This window comes from Sphingomonas sp. JUb134 (assembly GCF_004341505.2).
Taxonomy (GTDB): domain Bacteria; phylum Pseudomonadota; class Alphaproteobacteria; order Sphingomonadales; family Sphingomonadaceae; genus Sphingomonas.
Window position 1 is genome coordinate 2,261,042 of the sequence record NZ_SLYP02000001.1, and the last position, 21,025, is coordinate 2,282,066.

Genomic DNA, 21,025 nt, shown 5'->3' on the forward strand with positions numbered 1-21,025 from the left:
GTCAACCGTCCTGTTCGGTGAGATGCTGTCGCAGCGAAAGCTCCTGGGGCATGGTGTCGTCGAGCGCCGCCCCACGCCCGGACAACGAGGGATTGGTCATGAAATAGCGGTGCAGGTTGAAGCCTGGGCCATCCACTTCCACCCGCTTGTAGCTGCCGTCCGGCCCAAGTTCCCAGCTCTGCTCCTCGTCGATCAGGTTGGCGAGCAGCACCTGGTCGAGCACCTGCTCGTGCACGGTGGGGTTGGTGATCGGCAGCAGATACTCCACCCGCCGATCAAAATTGCGCGGCATCCAGTCGGCCGACGAGATGAACAGCAGCGCCTCGTCGTTCGGCAGGGCGCTGCCGTTGCCGAAGGCCCAGATGCGGCTGTGCTCCAGAAAGCGGCCCACGATCGACTTGACGCGGATATTCTCCGACATGCCGGGAACCCGCGGCCGCAGGCAGCAGATGCCGCGGATCACCAACTCGATCTGCACCCCGGCGCAACTCGCCTCGTACAGTTTGTCGATCACCCTCGGATCGACCAGCGAGTTCATCTTCGCCCAGATCGCCCCCTCCCGACCCGCCTTCGCGTGGCAGATCTCTTCCTCGATCAGCTCGATGAGGCGATCGCGCAGGTTACGCGGGGAGATCGCGAGCCGCTCCAGATGCGCAGGCTCCACATAGCCGGTGATATAGTTGAACACCTGCACGGCATCGCGCCCGATCACCGGATCCGCCGTGAAGAAGCTCAGATCCGTGTAGATGCGCGCGGTGACCGGATGATAGTTGCCGGTGCCGAAATGGCAGTAGGTCCGCACCCCGCCGTCCTCGCGCCGCACGACCATCGAGATCTTCGCGTGTGTCTTCCAGTCGATGAAGCCGTAGACGACCTGGACGCCAGCGCGCTCGAGCGCCGATGCCCAATAGAGATTCTGCTCCTCGTCGAACCGCGCCTTGAGTTCCACCACCGCGGTCACGGACTTACCCGCCTCCGCCGCCGCAATCAGGGCGCTGACGACGGCAGATTGCTTGCCCGCCCGATAGAGCGTTTGCTTGATCGCGAGGACGTCCGGGTCGGCAGCCGCCTGCTTCAGAAAGGCGAGAACCACATCGAAGGTCTCGTAAGGGTGATGGACGACGATGTCCTTCGCCCGGATCGCCGCGAAACAGTCTCCACCGAATTCCCGGATACGCTCAGGAAACCGCGGACTGAACGGCGGAAACTTGAGCTCCGGGCGATCTTCCTCGACCAGGAGCGAGAGATCGCCGAGACCCAGGAAGCCACTCTTCTCGATGAGCAGCGCATCGCTGCCGCCGAGTTCCTCCTTCAGGACGCTGAGCAGGCCGTCGCTAATCCCGCTTTCGACCTCCAGCCGGATGACACGTCCGCGCCGGCGCCGCTTGATCGCGGAGCGGAAGTAGAGAACCAGATCCTCCGCCTCTTCCTCCAGCTCGATATCGCTGTCGCGCAGCACGCGGAAATCGGCGGAAGCGCGAACTTCGTACCCAGGAAAAAGCAGCGAAGAGAAGCGCTTGATCAGCGTTTCTATCGCGACGTATCGGGCGGGCGTGCCGGGCAGACGGACGAAGCGCGGAGCCGCCGCCGGCAGAAGAACCAGTTCCCGCACCCGCACGCCATCGGCAATGCGGACGAGGTCGAAGATCACGCTCAAACCCTGGTTCGGGATGAACGGGAACGGGTGGGCCGGATCCAACGCCTGGGGCGTGATCATCGGAAACAGCTGTTCCTGGAAATGGCGGCGGAGCCAGGCCTCCGCCTCGCCTGCGATCGAGTCGCTTTCGAGGACGAAGATGCCGGCCTCCCCAAGCGCTTCCGCGAGGTCATCCCAGATCCGCTGCTGGCTCGCCACCAGTGCTGCCGCATCCTCGACGATCGCGGCAAGCTGTTGCGCGGGCGTGAGGCCGTCGATGGACTTGAGTTCGACGCCCTGCATCACCTGGCCCTTCAGGCCGGCAACGCGCACCATGAAGAACTCGTCCAGGTTGCTCGCGGAGATCGATAGGAACCGCAGCCGTTCGAGCAGCGGATGCGCCGGGTTGCAGGCCTCCTCCAGCACCCGCCGATTGAACGCCAGCCAGGAGAGTTCGCGATTGAAATATCCTTGGCCGGTTTCCGTCACCTTCAAGCTCCCTCTTGTTCCACGCCTGCTGGCGGCGCGTTCGGCACCAATCCCGCATTCGTCAGGACTGGCCGCGCCGTCGTGATGGAAAGGCGACGGTTCTGTCGCACCATCGCATCTTCCTCCAGCGCTTCGACAACGCCGAGGATGCTGATGTAGCTCCGCTCCACCCGGCGCGTGATCCAGTCGATCAATCCCGGTCCCGCGACGAGCTCCCGTCGCTCGAACAGATAGTCGAGCAGCGAGGCCACGAGCCGCGCGTCGGGAAGCCCCAGCGTCAACACCGGTGTCGCGCCGATCCGCGACCGGAGATCCGGGAGGCGAACGTCCCAGGCGGGGGGTGGCGCGTCCGCGACCACCAGCAACGGTCGTCGTTCGGCCTGCGCACGGTTCCACGCATGGAAGATGTCGACCTCGCTCTGGCGTTCGGCATCATCGATGACGGTCCCACCGGTGCGCAGTGCGAAGAGCCGAGACAGCAAGGAGCGACCGGACTTGCGGGGGCCGACCAACAGCGCGGCCATCACGGGCCAGGTGCCCCAATGTTCCAGGTGCTGGACGGCGTGCGCGTTGATGTCGCTCACCAGAAACTCGTCCGCCCGCGCGCCCACCGGCTGACCCAGCGGCAGGTCGAGCTGCATCATCCGCCGGTCGGTGCCGCCGGTGCGGCCGAGGGATTGGGCGAAGGGGTGCCGGCGGCTCGGCGAATGCGCAGCACGCCCCCGCCCTGCGTCACCTGCCAGCCGCGCGCCTGCAAGGCTGCAGAAAGCACGGCGGGATCGCCATCAAAGACGACTCGCATCACGGACACGCCACCCAGCGCGAGACTGGTGGTGACTGCGGAACGGACGCCGGCGATCGCGCGGACCGAAGCTTCCGACGATGCGAGCGCAGCAACGCCGGGCGTATCGAACTGGATCGAAAGCGTCGTGCGACCCTCCGGCGTGGTCGTGGCGACCTCCGGTCCCAGGTCCGCCGCCCCAGGCGCGGGTACGTTCACGGTCGGAAGTGGTTGGCCCGGCGGCGGTGCACTGAGCGCTGCATCGGTGCGCAAGGCGCCTTGGCGGAGCGCCTGCTGATAGGCCGCATCGATCCGGCGGACGCCCTCATCCAGCAGCGCGGGCAGCGCGTCGGTCCGCTCGACCCGCAGGGTGAACCGGGTGAGCACATGATGGTCGGGACCATAGCCTGCGGAGAAGTCGGCGATCACCGGACCGCCCGGCCATTGGCGCCGCAGCTTCACCTGCGGGATCAGGACGTCGGCTGCGCCATATTGATCGAGGATGGTGCGCCACCACCCACGGCCGCGGCGGCTTACCTGGCCGCCGTTCACCAGCAGCGCGTCAGGGCCGGTGCCGGTCAGCCGGACATAGTCGATGACGCTGTTGCCGGTGCGAAAGCGCGCCCAGGCCTCCTGCCAGGGCGTCGCGCGCTCGAACACCGTCGCCGCGCCCCCGGATTCCTGGAGCGGCACGACCAGCAACGCGGGCGAGCGGAGCGTCTCCCCGGCAACGCCCAGGATCGAGCCCGCGCGCCCACGATTGAACAGCACGCCCAGCTTTGCAACGTAGCGGTTCGGTCCGATCTGCTCATTCTCGATGACGATCCCGCTCACGAGCGAGTCGAGCGCCGAATCGGGAAGCGAGCCCGGACGACCCGTCAGGCGTCGCGACAGCATGTCCCAGCCCTTGCGCTGCGCCAGCCGCCAGCCTGCGGTTCTCGCGGCTTCGGCATTGGGGCCCGCTACATCGACGGAGACGCCGGAAACCTCGAAACTCCCGGAACTTGCGATGGGCGCGACGCCGCGGCCGCTGTCCTCGATCTGCGCGATCACGGTACCGCCGGTAGCAAGCAGCGCCACCAACAGGCCGGCACGCAGAGTTCGGGAAAAGCGCAAGCAAGGCATCGGCCGCCTTTTGACGAAGCGGGCGTGGAAATCCAAGCAGGATATGGCTAGTCGGTCGCCCATGAGCACCGAAGATGCGGGCGCGACGCCCTATACCTACGCCGGAGCCGGCGTTTCGATCGCCGCGGGCAATGCCCTGGTACGGGCCATCGCGCCGCTGGCGCGCTCGACCCGCCGCAGCGGGGCCGACGCCGATCTGGGCGGGTTCGGCGGCATCTTCGATCCCAAGGCGGCCGGGTTCAAGGATCCGCTCCTCGTGGCAGCGAACGATGGTGTCGGCACGAAGCTGAAGCTGGCGATCGAGCACAACGCCCATGATGGCGTCGGGATCGACCTAGTGGCGATGTGCGCCAACGACCTGATCGTCCAGGGCGCCGAGCCGCTGTTCTTCCTCGACTACTACGCCAGCGGCAAGCTGGAGCCCGAGGTCGCCGAGCGCGTCATTGCCTCGATCGCAGAAGGCTGTCGCCAGGCAGGATGCGCGCTGATCGGTGGCGAGACGGCGGAGATGCCGGGCATGTATGCCGCGGGCGACTATGACCTCGCGGGCTTCTGTGTCGGCGCGGTCGAGCGCGAGCAGTTGCTCACCAAGGGCCGTGTTCAGGTCGGCGACGTGATCCTGGGGCTCGCCTCCTCCGGCGTTCACTCGAACGGCTTCTCACTGGTTCGCCGTTTGGCTGCGGACAAGGGCTGGAAGCTCGATCGGCCCGCTCTCTTCGACCAGGATCGCCTCTTGATCGACGCATTGATGGCGCCGACCAAAATTTACGTGAAGAGCCTGCTGCCGCTGCTGCGTGAAGAGCGCATCCACGGCCTGGCCCACATCACCGGCGGCGGCCTGCTCGAGAACATTCCGCGCGTGCTGCCCGAAGGCTGCCACGCGCGCGTCGACGCCGATTCCTGGGAACAGCCCCGCCTGATGGCATTCCTTCAGGCGCAGGGCGCGATCGAGCCGGAAGAGATGGCGCGGACCTTCAACTGCGGCATCGGCATGGCGGTGCTCGTCGCAGCGCAAGAGGCAGACGGTGTCGGAGCCGCGCTGAAAGAAGCGGGCGAGCAGGTTTTCCGTATCGGCACGGTCGAAGCGGGTGACTGTGGTTGCACCGTGGTCGGAAGCGCCGGCACCTGGAGCGGGCGCAGTGCGTGGACGGCGACCCACCTTGGCTGAGAACGTCCGCCGCAAGCTCGGCATCCTCATCTCGGGCCGCGGCTCGAACATGGCGGCGCTGGTTGAGGCGGCCCGTGCCCCGGACTGCCCGTTCGAAGTCGCGCTGGTGGCGAGCGACAAACCCGAAGCGGCCGGCCTCGCCTGGGCGGCCGAACAGGGCGTGGCGACCTTCGCGCAGAGCCCGAAGGGGATGCCGAAGGCCGAATACGAAGCCCGCATCGACGCCGCACTTCGGAATGCCGGCGTCGAGTTGATCGCGCTGGCCGGCTATATGCGCCTCCTGTCCCCGGCGTTCGTGGAACGTTGGGCGGGACGCATCCTCAACATCCACCCCTCGCTGCTGCCGAAGTACAAGGGGCTCGACACCCATGCCCGGGCGATCGAGGCGCGCGACGCGGTCGCCGGCTGCTCGGTGCACCTGGTCACCGAGGAGCTCGATGCCGGCACCGTGCTTGGTCAGGCCGAAGTACCCGTCCACCTCGGCGATACTGCCGAGGCACTTGCCGCACGGGTGCTGGTAGAGGAACATCGACTGTACCCACGGATCCTGGCGGAGTTCGTACGCAGCATGGCCGACACCCCCCTTGCCCGCGTCCGCAGCGTCGCGCTCGCCCTTCCCGAAGCGGAGGAGGAAAACGAAGGCGACACGAGCTTCTCTGTCGATGGGACTGTCTTTGCGCGGATTACCGGCGACGGCGCGCTGACGACCCGCAGCGAGAGCGGCTGGCGCACGCTCACGCTCAGCGAGGATGCCGATTGGACGGTGATCGGCGACGCGATTGCTCGGGGCTGGGAGCTGTCTGCGCCCCAGGCATTGCTGGAGGCCGGCGGACGATGAGCGACCTGGGATGAGCGAGAAGCCACGCAAGCGCTGGCGCTGGTTGACGTTGGCGGAGATCGTCGGCGTCGTGGCTCTGGTCATTTCGGCGCTGACGCTCTGGAACAACGTCTCGCTGCGCAAGGACAGCCAGATCGAGCGCGAGGAAGAGATGGCACGCCAGCGGGCGGCCGCGGATGCCAAGGCGCATGTCGCCCGGCTCGTGACGCTTGTCGGAACCCCGGGGAGCGACGGAAGCAGCCTGGAACTGAGCGATGCGAACCACAGGATCGAGCGGATCGAGGTTCAATTTCCGCCTTCGCTCAAAGTGCCGTCGAAGGACGGCGTGCTGGATACCCGGATAGACGCGGACTGGATCGCGGAGCCGGTGCTCAAGCTCACCGATGGCGGCGCCGATACCATCCAGGGGCGCCTGCCCATCCGCATCGACAGCCACTATTGGGACGCAGACGTCCAGCGCGAGGACAGCGCCATCTATGAGCTGGTTTTCGCGACGGAGGGGCGCCTGCTGGGTGGCAGGACGCTGAAGCTGCAGGGGGTGGCGCTGAAGCAGCGGCATCCTGGGAGCAACTCGGCTGCGCTGCTCGACCGGCTTTGGACGGCGGAACGGCGCCGCCTGGCCATTCCCACAAAGAAATAGGGCGCAGCTCCGTTCGGAGCCGCGCCCTCAATTCCGCTGGATCGCCGCCCATGCGGGCGGCGTCCCGATCAGCCGACGATTTCTTCCGGCTTGAAGAAGTAGGCGATCTCGATCGCGGCGTTCTCTTCCGAATCCGAACCATGGACCGAGTTCGCTTCGATCGACTCGGCCAGCTCCTTGCGGATCGTGCCCGGCTCGGCGTTCGCAGGGTTGGTCGCGCCCATGATGTCGCGGTTGCGCTTCACGGCGTCCTCACCTTCGAGCACCTGCACGACCACCGGGCCGGAGATCATGAAGGAGACCAGGTCGTTGAAGAACGGGCGCTCGCTGTGCACCGCGTAGAAGCCCTCGGCCTGTTCCTTGGTCATCTGAATGCGCTTGGACGCGACGACGCGCAGGCCGGCTTCCTCCAGCATCTTGGTGACGGCGCCCGTCAGGTTGCGGCGGGTTGCGTCGGGCTTGATGATCGAAAACGTGCGGGTCGCGGCCATGGCCGTACGGCTCCTTGAGATGATGGCTTGTTGGAAAGTCGCGGCTCCCTAGTCTCCATGCCGCTTTGATGCAAGCCGGAGCACCCCCGGCGCGGGTCAGGCCGCCTGTTCCCAGCGGCCGTTCTCGCCCTGCTTCCAGTATCGGCGCGACACGTCGCCCCGGTCGCCAAGCGTACGCCATGCCTGGCGAGCCTCCACGATCCGTTCGTCGTCGAAGAAGTGAAAGGCTCGCTCGAACGCCAGCGCGCCGTCGCGCCACAGGCCGTCCGCAAGCGCGATGTTGCGGGCGCCGTTCGTGGGCTGGATGTCGCCCGCAATCAGCACAGGCTGGCGAGCGTCGCCCGGGCCACCCGCCTGTGCGTGCGGCAAGAAGCTTTCCGGCGCATAGGCCCACAGGCATCGGTCCAGCGCCTGCCGCGCCTCTTCATGCTCGGCCACCACCAGCAGGCGACCGCCACCCGCCACCACCCGCTCGGCGATGCGCGGCAGGGCACGCTCGAGCGGAAGCTGGGTCAGGTGGTAGAAGTCGACCTGCATGGCGGTGGCGCGTCGCGATCAGCCTTCGAACTGGTCGCGCACGAAGCGGTCGAGCACGCGGACGCCAAATCCGGTCGCACCCTTGTCCCAGGCCACGCCGGGCTTGTCGGCCCAGACCATGCCCGCGATGTCGAGGTGTGCCCAGCGGACCTCCGGCTCGACGAAGCGGCCAATGAATTGCGCCGCCGTGATCGAGCCCGCGCCGCGCCCGCCGATGTTCTTCATGTCGGCGATCGGCGAGTCGATCAACTTGTCATAGGCCGGCGACAGCGGGAACCGCCACAGCTTGTCGCCCGTCGCCTTGCCGGCCGCCAGCAGCTCGTCGGCGAGCGAGTCGTCGTTGGCGAACAGGCCGCCATGCTCGTTGCCCAGCGCGATGATCATCGCCCCGGTCAGCGTCGCCAGGTCGACGATCGTCTTCGGCTTGTGCGTGCGCTGGACCCAGGTGATGGCGTCGCACAGCACCAGGCGGCCTTCCGCGTCCGTGTTGAGAACCTCGATCGTCTGGCCGGACATGGAGGTGACGATGTCGCCGGGGCGCTGGGCGTTGCCGTCGGGCATGTTCTCGACCAGGCCGCACACGCCGATGACGTTGGCCTTCGCCTTGCGCAGCGCCAGCGCCTTCATGGCGCCTGCCACGGCGCCCGCGCCGCCCATGTCCCACTTCATGTCTTCCATGCCGGCGCCCGGCTTCAGCGAAATGCCGCCGGTGTCGAAGGTCACGCCCTTGCCGACGAACGCGACATCGACGTCGCCCTCGCCCTTTCCGTTCCAGCGCATGGCCAGCAACTGCGCCTCGCGCACGGAGCCCTGGCTCACGCCGAGCAGCGCGCCCATGCCGAGCTCCCGCATCGCTGCCTCATCGAGCACGGTGATCTCGACGCCGAGCTCCTCGAGATGACGGCAGCGCTCGACGAAGCTCTCCGGGTACAGCACGTTCGGCGGCTCGCTCACCAGGGTGCGTGTGAGCGCCAGGCCATCCGTCAGCGCCTTGGCATCGGTCCAGGCAGCGTCGATCCCTTCCGGGGCGCCCACCACCTCGATCCGCTCCAGCGTCGGGCGGGCGCTTGCCGGCATGCGGGTCCGATAGACGTCATGGCGCCAGCTCCGCTGCTCCGCTGCGGCGAGCAGCCGCGCAACGGCCGTGGCGCCGGACGTCGCCGAGAGCGTCGAGAGGTCGATCACCAGCGCAGGGACTCCCGCGGTCAGGAAGCGCGCGGTCAAGGCGCCGCCGGCGCGCTCCAGGTCCTGTTCGCTACCGCTGCCGGTGCCGAGCAGGATCACGCGCGCCGCCCCGTTCCCCTGCGGCACGAAGATCTCGGCGATCGTGCCGGGTTCGCCGTCGAACCGGGCGCCCTCGGCCGCTCCCCGCACCAGTGCAGCCGTGGCGCTTTCCAGGCCCGCGTCGCCGAGCGAAGCAATGCCTGCTTTCCCGACCGGCAGCACCAGCGCCGCAGCATCTGCGGGCCGCGAGGAGATGAAACGGATCTGCATCGATAATGTCCCTGTGGTGGAATCGGGCGCCGGACGGCGAGCCGCACCCTTAGGCCAGGCGCGGCACGCACGCAAAGCGACTGGAGGGCGATTGCGGTTCCCGAAAGCGGATGCGATAGGGCCGGTTCATGGATCGCCCCGCGAGCCGCGGCCGCCGCATGGAGAGTAGTTCTAGGTGAAGCGTAGCGTCCTCCTCCTGTCCGGCGCGGTGCAGTTCTGGCTGGCGTTCGGCGGCGCCTCCGCCATGGCGCAGGATCTTCAGGACCGGCCGGTGCCACCGCCGCCGCCCGAAGCCGCAGCAGCGCCAGCCTCCGAGGATGAAATCCGCTTCACCGCGGACCGGCTCGACTATGACACCGAGGCCGATGTGGTCACGGCGACCGGCGACGTGCGGATGTTCCGCGAAGGCGACCGGCTGCGCGCCGACCGTGTCAGCTGGAACCGCAAGTCGGGCCAGGTCGTGGCCGAGGGGAACATTGCGGTCACCAACCCGGAGGGTGACACGGCTTATGGCGATCGTATCGAGCTGACCGACTCGTTGAAGGACGGCCTGATCCAGAACATGCTGGTCGTGCTGGACGAGGGCGGCCGGATCGCCGCCCAGCGCGGCAGCCGCGACGCCGGCGGCGTGATCCAGGTCGAGCAGGCTGCCTACAGCCCGTGTGCCGTGACGGATTCCGAAGGCTGCCCCAAGCAACCGTCGTGGCAGATCACTGCCGTTCGGGTAACCTACAATCCGACGGATCATCGTATTCGCTACTCCGGCGCGCAGCTGAAGCTGTTCAATCTGCCGGGCATTCCCCTCCCCGCGTTCAGCCATTCGGTAGGTGGCGGCAGCGCGGGCGGCGTGCTCACCCCATCGTTCCGGATCGACCGGGTGAACGGGGTCGAGGTGGCGGTCCCCTATTACTTCGCACTCGCGCCGAACCGCGACCTGACCATCACGCCACACATCTTCACCTCGGTTCTGCCGATGCTGGAGGCGGAATACCGGCAGCTCACCGAAACCGGCGCGCTGCGGGTGATCGGTTACGGAACCTATAGTCGCCGGAGCGACGAGGTTCTGGACAGCGGGGAGACGGTGAACAGCGAGCGCTCCTTTCGCGGCTATATCGACGCGGTGGGCAGGTTCCAGCTCGATCCCAACTGGAGCGTGAGCGGGTCTCTGCGCCTTCAGACCGACGACACCTTCCTGCGTCGGTACGACATCTCCCGCGAAGATCGGCTCCGCAACAACCTGAAGGTCGAGCGGATCGACGAGAATAGCTATCTCTCGATCGATGGCTGGGCGGTGCAGACGATGCGCACCGGGGACAACCAGAAGATGCAGCCGATCGCCCTTCCCGCGATCGACTATCGGCGGCGGATCGAAGGGGTCGCCGGGGGCGTCCTGCAGCTTCAGGCGAACTCACTGGCGCTGTTCCGTCAGGAGGGCCAGGATACGCAGCGCGCCTTTGCATCCGCGCAGTGGGATCTGCGGCGCATCACGAACTGGGGGCAGCAGGTAACGTTGACTGCCTATGCCCGCGGAGACATCTACAACGCGAACGATACGCTGGAGACGATCGTCGCCAGCTACCGCGGCAATGAGGGCGTCAGCACGCGCGCGATCGGCGCCGTCGCCATCGACGTGCAATGGCCCTTCGTCGGAGAGGTCTTCGGCGGCACCCAGCGGATCACGCCGCGACTGCAGGCGGTCGTGTCGCCGCATGTCGCCAACCTCTCGGTACCGAACGAAGACGCGCGGGCGGTCGATCTCGAGGACTCCAATCTTTTCGCGCTCAATCGCTTCCCCGGCTACGACCGGTTCGAGGACTCGACGCGCTTTACCTACGGCATCGACTACGCGCTGAACCTGCCGGGCGTGGAGATCAACGCGACCGTGGGGCAAAGCTATCGCCTCTCGAACCGTGAGACGATCCTTCCGGATGGCACCGGGCTGGATGATCGCCTGTCCGATATCGTCGGGCGCACCGAGGTCCGTTTCCGCGACTTCGTGCAGTTCACGCACCGCTATCGTCTCGACAAGGACGGGCTGGCCGTGCGCCGCAATGAAGTCGACGCGACGATCGGATCGCGCAAGACGTACCTCCTGCTGGGCTATCTCCGGCTGAACCGCGATATCGATGCGGTCGAGGACCTGCTGGACCGCGAGGAGGCCCGCGTGGGCGCCCGGGTGCAGTTTGCACCCTTCTGGTCCGTGTTCGGCTCCGCGACCGTCGATCTTACCGACCGCAGCGAGGACGTCCTCTCCGCCGCGGACGGCTTCGATCCGATCCGGCACCGGATCGGCGTCACCTATGAAGACGATTGCCTGCGGCTGGGCGCCACCTGGAAGCGGGACTATCAGGACAACGGCGATGCGCGCGGCGGCAACAGCTACTTGCTGACGCTGGCATTCAAGAACCTGGGCCGCTAAGCCCCTGTTCAGGGACGTGCGGGCAAGGTGAGCGCTGGATTGTGCCCCTGTCGCGCCGGATGGTTGATGAGGTTGAACACCAGGTGATCAAGAATTTCGTGAACGGGCGCCGCTTCCGGAATGCCGCCACGCTGCTGCTGCTCGCCGGTGCGGCGACCGCATCGACCCTGTCGGCGCAGGTCGTGCCCGACGACCAGGCAAGCCCCGCGGCGAACCTCAATCTCCCACAGAATCCGACCATCTTCGGCAAGCAGGATCCGAACGTTCGCAAGGCCACGGCGATCGTCAACAACGCGGTGCTGACCGGGACCGACGTCGACCAGCGCATTGCGCTCGTCGTGGCGCTCAACAACATCAAGCTGAGCCCGGAGGATCGCGACCAGCTGCGCCTGCAGATCGTCCGCCAGCTGATCGACGAGACGCTGCAGATCCAGGAAGCCAAGAGCAACGACATCACCGTCACGACGACGGAGATCGACCAGGGCTTTGCCCGCGTCTCGCGCAACTTCAAGCGGACGCCGGACCAGATGCGCGCCTACCTGCGCCAGGTCGGTTCGTCCGAAAAGTCGATGAAGCGCCAGATCGAGGGGGAGCTTGCCTGGAGCCGGCTCCTGCGCAGCCGCGTGGAGCCCTTCATCAACGTCGGCGACGAAGAGGTGAAGGCGATCCTGGACCGCCTGGAAGCGGCTAAGGGCACGGACGAGTATCACCTGAAGGAAATCTATCTCTCGGCCACGCCGGATCGAGAGGCCGAGGTGATCGACGCGAGCCGCAAGATCATCGAGCAGATCCGCAAGGGTGCACCGTTCGAGTATTTCGCCTCGAACTTCTCCGAAGCGTCGACGCGTGCGGTGCAGGGAGACCTGGGCTGGATCCGCCTTGCCACCCTGCCGGCGCCGCTCGCGCAGGCAGCGCAGGGGATGGAAGTGGGCCAGATCGCAGGCCCGATCCAGACGCCGGGCGGCTTCTCGATCCTGTATCTAACCGACAAGCGTCAGGTGCTGATGGCCGATCCGCGCGATGCGCGGCTCAGCCTGCGCCAGCTCACCAAGAACTTTCCCGCGGGCACGAGCCAGGCACAGGCGACGAAGCTCGCCGCGCAGTTCGCAGAGGCGACCAGCAAGATCCGCGGCTGCGGCGAAGTCGCTAAGGTGGCAAGCGACCTCGGCGTGGAAGTCGTGGACAATGACTCGGTTCGTGTCCGGGACCTGCCGCCGGCGCTCCAGGACCTGATGGTGAAGCTGCAGGTGGGCGAGGCCACCCAACCGTTCGGTAGCCCCACCGAAGGCATCCGCGTGCTCGTGCTCTGCGGCCGCGATGACAGTCGCACCGCCAGCCTGCCGTCCGCCGAGGCGGTGCAGCAGCAGGTCGAGCAGGAGCGCGTGAACCTGCGTGCCCAGCGCATGCTGCGCGACCTGCGTCGCGACGCCATCGTGGAGTATCGCTGATCCCTAGCCCGATGCCTTCCAGCCAGCGGCCGCCCGAGCTTCCGCCGCTGGCCGTCTCGATGGGCGATCCGGCTGGGATCGGGCCGGAGATCATTGCCAAGGCATGGAGCGCGCGGGCGCCGCATATGCTCCCGCCGTTCTTCGCGGTCGGCGATCCGCGCGCGGTGTCGCAGGTCTGGGATGGTCCCGTCGTCGCCATCAGCGATCCGCATGAGGCGACAGCCGCGTTCGGCAACGGGCTTCCGGTGATCGCGGCGGCGGATGCTGGCGAGGTCGTTCCCGGGGCGCCCGACATCGACGGTGCACGCTGCGCGCTTCAATCGCTGGAGCTGGCGGCCGGCCTCGCCCGATCGGGAGCCGCCAGCGCGGTGATCACCGGGCCGGTTTCCAAAAAGCAGCTGTACGACATCGGGTTCACCTATCCCGGCCAGACAGAGTTCGTGGCGGAGCGGTGCGGCGTCGCGCATGAGAATGCAGTGATGATGCTCGCTGGCCCTACCCTCCGGGTCGTTCCGATCACCACGCACATTCCGCTGCGGAGTGTTGCGAGCACGATCAGCATCGAGTTGATCGTCGCCAAGGCGCGCGCCACGGCTCGTGGCCTCCAGCGGAACTTCGGCATCCTGAAGCCGCGCCTGGCCTTCGCCGGGTTCAATCCGCATGCCGGTGAAGGTGGCGCGATCGGGAGTGAGGAGATCGACTTCCTGATCCCCGCCATTGAACAGCTTCAGGCAGAAGGCATCGACGCGGTCGGGCCTTATGCAGCGGATACGATGTTCCACCCGCGTGCGCGCGCACTCTACGACGTGGCGCTGTGCCTCTATCACGACCAAGCGCTGATCCCGATCAAGACCCTCCACTTCGACGAGGGCGTGAACATGACCCTCGGCCTCCCCATCGTACGCACGTCGCCGGACCACGGCACCGCGTTCGGGATCGCCGGACGCAACGAGGCGGAACCCGGAGCGATGATCGCCGCGATCCGCATGGCTGCACAGGCCGCAGCCGTGCGGCGCACCAGCGCCTGCCAGTAGCATCCATGGACACGCTGCCCCCGCTCCGGGAGGTTATCCGCCGCCATGGTCTTCGCGCAAGCAAGGCGCTCGGCCAGAACTTCCTTTTCGACGGGCAGCTTCTCGCCCGGATTGCTCGTGTGCCGGGTGATCTTGCCGGGCAGGAAGTGCTCGAAGTCGGCCCTGGGCCAGGCGGGCTGACGCGCGCTCTGCTCGCCGCCGGAGCAAAGGTGACGGCGATCGAGCGCGACCATCGCTGCATCCCCGCCCTGCAGGAACTGTCCGAAGCCTATCCGGGCAAGCTCCGGCTCATCGAGGGGGACGCGCTGGAGATCGACGCGCCCGCCCTGTTCGAGGGCCGGCCGCATATCGTTTCCAACCTGCCGTACAATGTCGGCACGGCGCTGCTGATCGGCTGGCTCTCCTCCGACTGGTGTCCTTGGTGGCAGAGTCTGACGCTGATGTTCCAGAAGGAAGTCGCCGAGCGGATCGTCTCGCACGCAGGTGAGGAAGCCTATGGCCGACTGGCGGTCCTCGCGCAGTGGCGATCGACGGCGCGTATCGCGATGCCGGTGCATCGCTCCGCCTTCACCCCGCCCCCCAAGGTGATGTCCGCCGTGGTGCACATCCTTCCTGCCGAGATGCCGGAGAGTGTGCGAATGGCGACGCTGGAGCGGATCACCGCTGCCGCATTCGGCCAGCGTCGCAAGATGCTTCGGCAGAGCCTGAAGCCGGTCGCCGGCGCACTCGACGCGGCCGAGCGCATCGGGATCGACGTCACCCGGCGTGCGGAGACGGTCCGGGTGGAGGAGTTCGTTGCCCTGGCGCGGGCGCTCGACGGGCCAGCGAGCTGATCGGTCTTACGGCTTGGCGGGTGTCGCGGCCGGTGCCTGGGCGGGCGTGACCGACTGCTGCGCGGTGGCGGTGGCCGGCGGCCCCTTGCTGATCGCAGCGGCGAGGGCCGTCGCGTCCGTGCAGTCGTTGCCGCACAGCTTCCGGATCTTCGCCAGATTCTCCTGCGCCTTCACCATGGCACCCTTCGCGACCAGGGCCTCACCCTGCCCCCGCAGCGCCCGCAGGTCGGTCGGCTCCAGTGCCAATGCCTCGCGGTAGAGCCGGATCGATTGCCCGGGCAGCCCGCGCGCCCGCGCGATCTCCGCCAGCACGTTGAAGGCCTGTCGGTTGCGCGGGTCGACCGCCAGCGCGGTTTCGATCAGACCGGCTGCCCGATCCAACTGTCCGGCCGCGCGCGCGGCCTCCCCCTGTTGCAGCAACGCCATCGACCGCGGGTTGATCTGGTCGTCCGGACGCTGGCCGCTCAGCGACGTGGAGATGCTGACGAGCGCCAGTGCAGCTGCCGCCGTCAGAGTGGTGAGGCGCATGATCTTCTCCGTTAGCGTCACGAGTGCACGGCTATCATGCGCGCACCAGCCTCGCGACAAAAAAGCCGTCCGTGCCATCGTGCGCGGGCGTCAGGCGGCGCCCGTCGCCATGCGGTCGCCCGACGGCGGCTTCGATCGGTGCAACCGACCAGCCAAGGTGCCGGTTCAGGAAGGCCGCGACCTGGTCCCGTCCCTCTGCGTCCAACAGAGAACACACGACATAGGTGAGGGCTCCGCCGGGGCGCACCAACTCCGCGGCGACGTCGAGCAGCCGCGACTGCACCTCCGCGAAGCGGGTGAGCCGCTCAGGGGTCAGCCGCCATCGCGCCTCGGGATTGCGTCGCCAGGTCCCGGTGGCCGAGCAAGGCGCGTCGACCAGCACGACATCGGCCCTTCCGTGAAGGTCTGCCAGCCCTTCGGCTTCGCGCTTGGGGTCGAGCAGCCGGGTTTCCGCGACGGTGACACCCGCTCGCGCGGCGCGTTCGGGAAGTCGGGAAAGCCGCGCGCGATCGGTATCGCTCGCCACGATCCAACCGCGGTTCTCCATGGCGGCGGCCAGGGAGAGGGTCTTGCCGCCCCCTCCTGCGCAAAGATCCACGACGCGCATGCCGGGCTCCGCACCTGCGAGGCTGCCGACGATCTGGCTGCCCGCATCCTGCACTTCGATGCGGCCTTCCCGCCATGCGAGCAACGGCTCGACCGGGGCGTCTGTCGCCAGCCTCAGCGCGTCCGTTGCAAACGCCAACGGCTCGCCGCCGATCTCCGCCTGTACCGCGGCGCGATCCGCCTTCAGCCGGTTGACCCGTACGTCGACGGGCGCCCGCTCCAGGAGCGCAGCGAGCTCGTTCGTGTCGAGTTCGGAAGTCGCGAACGCGTCGATCAGCCACGCAGGCGCGAGCGCCGCCTCCGCTTCGGGTTCATCCGCCTGGATCGGAGCCGGTCCGTAGCCAGAACCGTCAAAGCAATCCGCCAATTCCGGACGGCCACGCGCCAACGCGACCATCGCCGCACGGCCGCTCGCCGGCCGCTCTCCGAAGCTGCGGATCGCTTCGTAGACAAGCCCGCGGATCGCCCGCCGATCCTTCGATCCGGCATAGCGCCGGGCTGCAAAGAAGCGCTGGGCGACCGTGTCGGCGGCCGCACCCCCGCTACGGGCCGCCTCGATGACGGCGTCCAGCAGGTCTATCGCGGCCTGCGTCCGCGCAGCCGGTGTCACGGCAGCACCCTCGTCGCGCGGTCAGCGGGTCGGATAGTTGGGCGCTTCACGCGTGATCGTCACATCATGCACATGGCTCTCGCGAAGCCCGGCGCCCGTGATACGGACGAAGCGCGCTCGCTCCTGAAGCTCCGGGATCGTGTGCGAGCCCGTGTAGCCCATCGCCGCCTTCACGCCGCCGACCAACTGGTGGATCACGTCGCGCGCCGGACCCTTGTAGGGCACCTGGCCCTCGATGCCCTCCGGCACCAGCTTCAGCTGATCCTTGATGTCCTGCTGGAAATAGCGGTCCGCCGATCCCTTCGCCATCGCGCCGACCGAGCCCATGCCGCGGTACGACTTGTAGGCGCGGCCCTGGTACAGGAACGTCTCGCCCGGCGCCTCTTCGGTGCCCGCGAGCAGCGATCCGATCATCACCGCGGATGCGCCGGCAGCCAGCGCCTTGGCCACGTCGCCCGACGTGCGGATGCCGCCGTCCGCGATCACGGGCACGCCCGACTTGCGAGCTTCCTTGGCCGATTCCATCACCGCGGTCAGCTGCGGCACACCGATGCCCGCGACCACGCGGGTGGTGCAGATCGAGCCGGGCCCGATGCCCACCTTGATGCCGTCGGCGCCCGCATCGATCAGCGCACGGGTCGCCTCGGCGGTCGCGACATTGCCTGCGATCACCTGAACGGAGTTCGACAGCTTCTTCACGCGTTCGACGGCGCGCGCGACCTCGCGGTTGTGGCCGTGCGCCGTATCGATGACGATAAGGTCGCACTCTGCGTCCACCAGGGCGGCGGTACGCTCATAGCCCTTGTCGCCAACGGTGGTCGCGGCTGCCACGCACAGCCGGCCGGCGGCGTCCTTGGTGGCCGAAGGATAGGTGACCGCCTTTTCAATGTCCTTGACGGTGATGAGGCCGACGCAGCGGTACGCCTCGTCCACCACAAGCAGCTTCTCGATGCGACGCTGGTGGAGCAGGCGGCGCGCTTCTTCCTGGCTGACGCCGGCCGGGACCGTCGCGAGGTTGTCGCGCGTCATCAACTCGGAGATCGGCTGCGCCGGGTTCTCGGCGAAGCGGACGTCGCGATGGGTGAGGATGCCGACCAGCTTGCCCGACGGGTCCGTCACCGGGATGCCGCTGATCCGATGGCGCTCCATCAGGAGCCGCGCTTCCGCGAGCGGCGCGTCTGCCAGGATGGTGATCGGGTTGACCACCATGCCCGATTCGAAGCGCTTGACCGCGCGCACCGCGGCGACCTGCTGTTCGAGGTCGAGGTTGCGATGGAGGACGCCGATGCCGCCGAGCTGGGCCATCACGATCGCCATGTCCGCCTCGGTCACGGTATCCATAGCCGAGGACAGGAAGGGGATGTTGAGCGCGAGGCTGCGGGTCACCTGCGTCCGCGTGTCCGCCTGGCTGGGCAGAACGTCTGATTCCGCCGGGTACAGGAGAACGTCGTCGAAGGTGAGACCGAGAGGGATGTCCATGGGGGCGCCAGATCCTGCGGGAGTCGAAGGTTGGCGGCCCATGTAACCAAGGTCATGCCGCCGCGCTAGGGGGCGATTGGCGCCAGCGCATCGACGTGCGCCTGGAGATAAGCGCTGACTTCGCCGACCAGGGAGCCGCCGAAGCGCGGGTTGATCTCCAGGATCTGCGGTCGTCCGTCCTCCAGCTTGTAGTTGAAGCAGCAGGTGCCCTCGTACTCCATCGCGTCCAGGACGGCACAGCAGAGCGAAAGCGCGTCACCAGGCTCGGCAGGCACGACCGCCTTGGCTCCCTGGGCTCCGCCTCGCACCGCCAGGGGCGTTCCCATGTCGTACCGGTAGCAAAGCTGGAAACGGACATGCCCGTCGATGCGCAGCAGGTGCAGGACATATTCGTCGGCGCCGGGCACGGCCCGTTGGTGGAACGAGTCTTCCGGGATGGCGCCGATCGCCGCCGCCTCCGCGGCATCGCGCACCATCACGCAACCTGCCCCGAAGTTCCCGTGACGGGACTTGCGGATATAGGGGAAACAATCCGGCTCGTCGTCCAGCAGCGCCGGGACGTTCTCTCCGAAGCCGTGCTCGATCAGCCACTCGTTGCATGCGAGCTTGTCGTCGCACAGCGCCACGAGCTCCGGACTCGGCAGCACCGCGCGGCGGGCGCCGTCGAAGTTTGCTGGGCGTGCCTGCGCAATCTGCGCGACGCTAAGCGGCACGACCAGGTCGAACCTTGCGAACTCCGCAGAAGCGAGGTCCGCGAAGCTCGGCTGGAACCGCGCACGGTCGATGAACTGGGCGATTGCCGGCGCTTGCGTGGAATGCTCGCCGAACAGCACGCGGCGGATCATGGGTGCGCCGCCAGGCGGCGAGCGAGATGGGCTGTCCTCATGGCGCCGTCATGCTAGCAAAGCCGCTCAATTCCAAGCCGGGGCAGATGTCGCTGCCCCGGAGCTGTCCTTGAGGAGCCCGCATGACCCTGACCCGCCGCGAACTTCTGGCTGCCGGCGCGGCCGCCGCTGCGACCCAGGCTCTGCCGGCGACCGCTTTTGCCGCCACTGGAGCCGACGCCGCGGCGGAAGCGCTGTTGTCGCAGATCGCGGAATCGCTGCTGGCGGATATGCCCGAAACGGCATCGGGACTGGGGATCGACACGGGCAAGCGGGCAGCGCTCAAGGCCCGTCTCGGCGACCGCTCCCCTGCGGGTCAGGCGAAGCTGCGCCAGCACCTTATGGATCATGTGCGTCGCCTGAAGGCGATCGACACGGCGCAGCTCTCGACGGCCACGCGCACCGATGTCGACGTCGTCCGCACCGCGTTCGAGACTGCGCTTGAAGGCCTCGCCCAACCCTATGGCGACGTCGCCGTCGGGGGCTGGCGCAACACGCCCTACGTGGTCGTGCAGAACGTCGGGGCCTATCTCGACACGCCTCGCTTCCTGGACAGCGATCACAAGATCGAGACCCGGGCGGATGCAGAGGCGTTCGTCGCCCGGGTTAACGCTTATGCCGATCAGCTCGACGGCGAGACCGAGCGCCTGCGCGCTGCGACGGCGTTGGGCGTGATCCCGCCCGACTTCCTGCTCGACAAGACGCTGGCACAGATCGGCAAGAGCCATGCGGGGGCGGTAACCGACTGGGACCTCTACAAAAGCTACACCAGCCGCACCGCCAAGATCGCGGGTGCGGACGCGAAGGCTGTTGCGCAGGTGTTGGAGCAGAAGGTCCGACCCGCGCTGCTTCGCCAGGAGGCGGCGCTGAAGGATCAGCGGGCAAAGGCGACCAGCGACGCCGGCGCCTGGAAGCTTCCTAACGGCGATGCCTATTACGCCTGGGCGCTCCGGGCCTCGACGACGACCAACATGACGCCCGACGAGGTCCACGCCATGGGCCGCGAGGAACTCGCGCGGCTTCAGGCGGAGATGGATACGATCCTGAAGCCGCTCGGCTACACCAAGGGCACCGTCGGCGAGCGGATGACGGCGCTTGGCAAGGACCCGCGCTTCCTGTTCCCGAACGACGACAAGGGTCGCGAGCAGATCATCGCGCTGCTGACCGACCGCATCCAGGACATGCGCGCCCGCATGCCACGCGCCTTCCACACGCTGGTTCCCGGTCGCGCCGAGGTGCGCCGTATCCCGCTGGTGGAGGAAGCGGGCGCGCCGGGTGCCTATGGCGGACCGGGCTCGATCGACGGCAGCGTTCCGGGCAAGCTGTGGATCAACCTGCGCACCACGGAGATCTGGCCCCGCTATGCGCTTCCCACCCTTTCCTATCACGAAGCCATCCCCGGCCATGTCTGGCAGGGCGAATATACGTTCCGCTTGCCGCTCATTCGATCGCTGCTCGGCTTCAACGCCTTCTCCGAAGGCTGGGCGCTCTACGGGGAGCAGCTTGGCGACGAGCTCGGTGTCTACGAGAAGGATCCCGTGGGGCGGCTCGGCTATCTTCAGTCGATCGCCTTCCGCGCCTGTCGTCTGGTGGTCGACAGCGGCCTCCACGCGAAGCGGTGGACGCGCGAGCAGGCGATCCAGTGGTTCGCCACCACCAACGGTTCGACCGTGGAGGAGGTAAGCGGTGAAGTGGACCGCTATTGCTCCTGGCCCGGCCAGGCCTGCGGCTACAAGGTCGGGCATTCGGAAATCAACCGGCTGCGGCGTAAGGCGCAGCAGGCGCTTGGCGACCGCTTCGACTCCCGCGGGTTCAACGACGCGGTGATCATCGGCGGCGGCGTGCCCATGACCGTGCTCGAGCGAAACATCGACGGCTTCGTCGCCAAGGCACGGGGGTGACCCCGCGCACGCTCCGGCGTCACGATGCCGCCGAGGTTGAGCCTCCCCACTCTTTGGGATACCGCCGGAGCATGGCAGCGAAAC

General features: G+C 67.5%; 18 protein-coding genes. 8 read left to right on the top strand and 10 right to left on the bottom strand.

Translation table 11 applies throughout. The features are described 5' to 3' along the window. Window position 1 precedes the first annotated feature (1 nt). Genes EDF69_RS10405 through EDF69_RS10415 form a run of 3 tightly spaced genes read right to left on the bottom strand, consistent with a single transcriptional unit; the run spans window position 2 to window position 3,986 of the window. Window positions 2-2,125 (bottom strand): RNA degradosome polyphosphate kinase, encoded by a 2,124-nt coding sequence (locus EDF69_RS10405; RefSeq protein WP_339538239.1) that lies wholly within the window; start codon window positions 2,123-2,125, stop codon window positions 2-4. 2 nt (window positions 2,126-2,127) lie between these two features. Further along, on the bottom strand, window positions 2,128-2,766 hold the full coding sequence (locus EDF69_RS10410; protein WP_339538241.1) for a chromosomal replication initiator DnaA: 639 nt from the start codon (window positions 2,764-2,766) through the stop codon (window positions 2,128-2,130). Continuing rightward, window positions 2,766-3,986 (bottom strand): heavy-metal-associated domain-containing protein, encoded by a 1,221-nt coding sequence (locus EDF69_RS10415; RefSeq protein WP_339538243.1) that lies wholly within the window; start codon window positions 3,984-3,986, stop codon window positions 2,766-2,768. The genes EDF69_RS10410 and EDF69_RS10415 overlap by 1 nt, the downstream gene beginning before the upstream one ends. A 106-nt stretch (window positions 3,987-4,092) precedes the next feature. Between EDF69_RS10415 and purM the strand changes: the two genes are divergently transcribed. From purM to EDF69_RS10430, 3 genes are read left to right on the top strand one after another with little or no spacing between them, the layout of a single operon-like run. Beyond that, complete coding sequence (purM, locus tag EDF69_RS10420) at window positions 4,093-5,199, top strand: phosphoribosylformylglycinamidine cyclo-ligase (RefSeq protein WP_132883883.1); 1,107 nt, start codon at window positions 4,093-4,095, stop codon at window positions 5,197-5,199. After that, complete coding sequence (gene purN / locus EDF69_RS10425) at window positions 5,192-6,037, top strand: phosphoribosylglycinamide formyltransferase (RefSeq protein ID WP_132883849.1); 846 nt, start codon at window positions 5,192-5,194, stop codon at window positions 6,035-6,037. The genes purM and purN overlap by 8 nt, the downstream gene beginning before the upstream one ends. A 10-nt stretch (window positions 6,038-6,047) precedes the next feature. Next, a complete protein-coding gene (locus EDF69_RS10430) occupies window positions 6,048-6,677 on the top strand; it encodes a hypothetical protein (protein WP_132883848.1) in 630 nt (209 codons plus the stop codon). Window positions 6,678-6,745: 68 nt separating this feature from the next. Here EDF69_RS10430 and ndk read toward each other — a convergent pair whose 3' ends face one another. The 3 genes from ndk to EDF69_RS10445 all read right to left on the bottom strand — a co-directional run bounded on the left by ndk (window position 6,746) and on the right by EDF69_RS10445 (window position 9,199). Continuing rightward, window positions 6,746-7,168 (bottom strand): nucleoside-diphosphate kinase, encoded by a 423-nt coding sequence (gene ndk, locus EDF69_RS10435; protein ID WP_125959627.1) that lies wholly within the window; start codon window positions 7,166-7,168, stop codon window positions 6,746-6,748. A gap of 96 nt (window positions 7,169-7,264) precedes the next feature. After that, window positions 7,265-7,705: a DNA polymerase III subunit chi gene (locus EDF69_RS10440; RefSeq protein WP_132883847.1), complete on the bottom strand. Its 441-nt coding sequence runs from the start codon at window positions 7,703-7,705 to the stop codon at window positions 7,265-7,267. An 18-nt stretch (window positions 7,706-7,723) separates the two neighbouring features. After that, window positions 7,724-9,199 carry a leucyl aminopeptidase gene (locus EDF69_RS10445; protein ID WP_132883846.1) on the bottom strand — a complete coding sequence of 492 codons (1,476 nt, stop codon included), beginning with the start codon at window positions 9,197-9,199 and terminating at the stop codon, window positions 7,724-7,726. A 175-nt stretch (window positions 9,200-9,374) separates the two neighbouring features. Between EDF69_RS10445 and EDF69_RS10450 the strand changes: the two genes are divergently transcribed. From EDF69_RS10450 to rsmA, 4 genes are read left to right on the top strand one after another with little or no spacing between them, the layout of a single operon-like run. Beyond that, window positions 9,375-11,618, top strand: coding sequence for an LPS-assembly protein LptD (locus EDF69_RS10450; RefSeq protein ID WP_132883845.1), 2,244 nt, complete (start codon window positions 9,375-9,377; stop codon window positions 11,616-11,618). A 59-nt stretch (window positions 11,619-11,677) separates the two neighbouring features. Further along, window positions 11,678-13,066 carry a peptidylprolyl isomerase gene (locus EDF69_RS10455; protein WP_132883844.1) on the top strand — a complete coding sequence of 463 codons (1,389 nt, stop codon included), beginning with the start codon at window positions 11,678-11,680 and terminating at the stop codon, window positions 13,064-13,066. Between the two features lie 11 nt (window positions 13,067-13,077). Then, on the top strand, window positions 13,078-14,100 hold the full coding sequence (gene pdxA / locus EDF69_RS10460) for a 4-hydroxythreonine-4-phosphate dehydrogenase PdxA (RefSeq protein ID WP_132883843.1): 1,023 nt from the start codon (window positions 13,078-13,080) through the stop codon (window positions 14,098-14,100). A 5-nt stretch (window positions 14,101-14,105) separates the two neighbouring features. Next, a complete protein-coding gene (gene rsmA, locus EDF69_RS10465) occupies window positions 14,106-14,933 on the top strand; it encodes a 16S rRNA (adenine(1518)-N(6)/adenine(1519)-N(6))-dimethyltransferase RsmA (RefSeq protein ID WP_132883842.1) in 828 nt (275 codons plus the stop codon). A 6-nt stretch (window positions 14,934-14,939) separates the two neighbouring features. Here the strand turns inward: rsmA and EDF69_RS10470 are convergent, their stop codons facing one another. The 4 genes from EDF69_RS10470 to EDF69_RS10485 form a co-directional block, all read right to left on the bottom strand. Further along, window positions 14,940-15,461, bottom strand: coding sequence for a tetratricopeptide repeat protein (locus EDF69_RS10470; protein WP_125959620.1), 522 nt, complete (start codon window positions 15,459-15,461; stop codon window positions 14,940-14,942). Window positions 15,462-15,495: 34 nt separating this feature from the next. Continuing rightward, window positions 15,496-16,677 (bottom strand): SAM-dependent methyltransferase, encoded by a 1,182-nt coding sequence (locus tag EDF69_RS10475; protein ID WP_132883841.1) that lies wholly within the window; start codon window positions 16,675-16,677, stop codon window positions 15,496-15,498. 21 nt (window positions 16,678-16,698) lie between these two features. Then, entirely contained in the window at window positions 16,699-18,156 is a 1,458-nt protein-coding gene (guaB, locus tag EDF69_RS10480) for an IMP dehydrogenase (RefSeq protein WP_132883840.1), read from the bottom strand. Window positions 18,157-18,221: 65 nt separating this feature from the next. Beyond that, window positions 18,222-19,001 carry an ATP-grasp domain-containing protein gene (locus tag EDF69_RS10485; RefSeq protein ID WP_132883839.1) on the bottom strand — a complete coding sequence of 260 codons (780 nt, stop codon included), beginning with the start codon at window positions 18,999-19,001 and terminating at the stop codon, window positions 18,222-18,224. 122 nt (window positions 19,002-19,123) lie between these two features. Between EDF69_RS10485 and EDF69_RS10490 the strand changes: the two genes are divergently transcribed. Next, window positions 19,124-20,941, top strand: a complete 1,818-nt coding sequence (locus EDF69_RS10490) for a DUF885 domain-containing protein (RefSeq protein ID WP_132883838.1) — start codon at window positions 19,124-19,126, stop codon at window positions 20,939-20,941. The last annotated feature ends 84 nt before the right edge of the window (window positions 20,942-21,025 follow it).

Excerpts from the sequence above, each read along its gene's own strand:
- EDF69_RS10410 (WP_339538241.1), bottom strand. The coding sequence starts at position 2,766 with ATGCAGCTCGACCTGCCGCTGGGTCAGCCGGTGGGCGCGCGGGCGGAC.
- purM (WP_132883883.1), top strand. The coding sequence starts at position 4,093 with ATGAGCACCGAAGATGCGGGCGCGACGCCCTATACCTACGCCGGAGCC.
- EDF69_RS10430 (WP_132883848.1), top strand. The coding sequence starts at position 6,048 with ATGAGCGAGAAGCCACGCAAGCGCTGGCGCTGGTTGACGTTGGCGGAG.
- ndk (WP_125959627.1), bottom strand. The coding sequence starts at position 7,168 with ATGGCCGCGACCCGCACGTTTTCGATCATCAAGCCCGACGCAACCCGC.
- EDF69_RS10440 (WP_132883847.1), bottom strand. The coding sequence starts at position 7,705 with ATGCAGGTCGACTTCTACCACCTGACCCAGCTTCCGCTCGAGCGTGCC.
- EDF69_RS10445 (WP_132883846.1), bottom strand. The coding sequence starts at position 9,199 with ATGCAGATCCGTTTCATCTCCTCGCGGCCCGCAGATGCTGCGGCGCTG.
- EDF69_RS10455 (WP_132883844.1), top strand. The coding sequence starts at position 11,678 with ATGGTTGATGAGGTTGAACACCAGGTGATCAAGAATTTCGTGAACGGG.
- pdxA (WP_132883843.1), top strand. The coding sequence starts at position 13,078 with ATGCCTTCCAGCCAGCGGCCGCCCGAGCTTCCGCCGCTGGCCGTCTCG.
- rsmA (WP_132883842.1), top strand. The coding sequence starts at position 14,106 with ATGGACACGCTGCCCCCGCTCCGGGAGGTTATCCGCCGCCATGGTCTT.
- EDF69_RS10470 (WP_125959620.1), bottom strand. The coding sequence starts at position 15,461 with ATGCGCCTCACCACTCTGACGGCGGCAGCTGCACTGGCGCTCGTCAGC.
- guaB (WP_132883840.1), bottom strand. The coding sequence starts at position 18,156 with ATGGACATCCCTCTCGGTCTCACCTTCGACGACGTTCTCCTGTACCCG.
- EDF69_RS10485 (WP_132883839.1), bottom strand. The coding sequence starts at position 19,001 with ATGATCCGCCGCGTGCTGTTCGGCGAGCATTCCACGCAAGCGCCGGCA.
- EDF69_RS10490 (WP_132883838.1), top strand. The coding sequence starts at position 19,124 with ATGACCCTGACCCGCCGCGAACTTCTGGCTGCCGGCGCGGCCGCCGCT.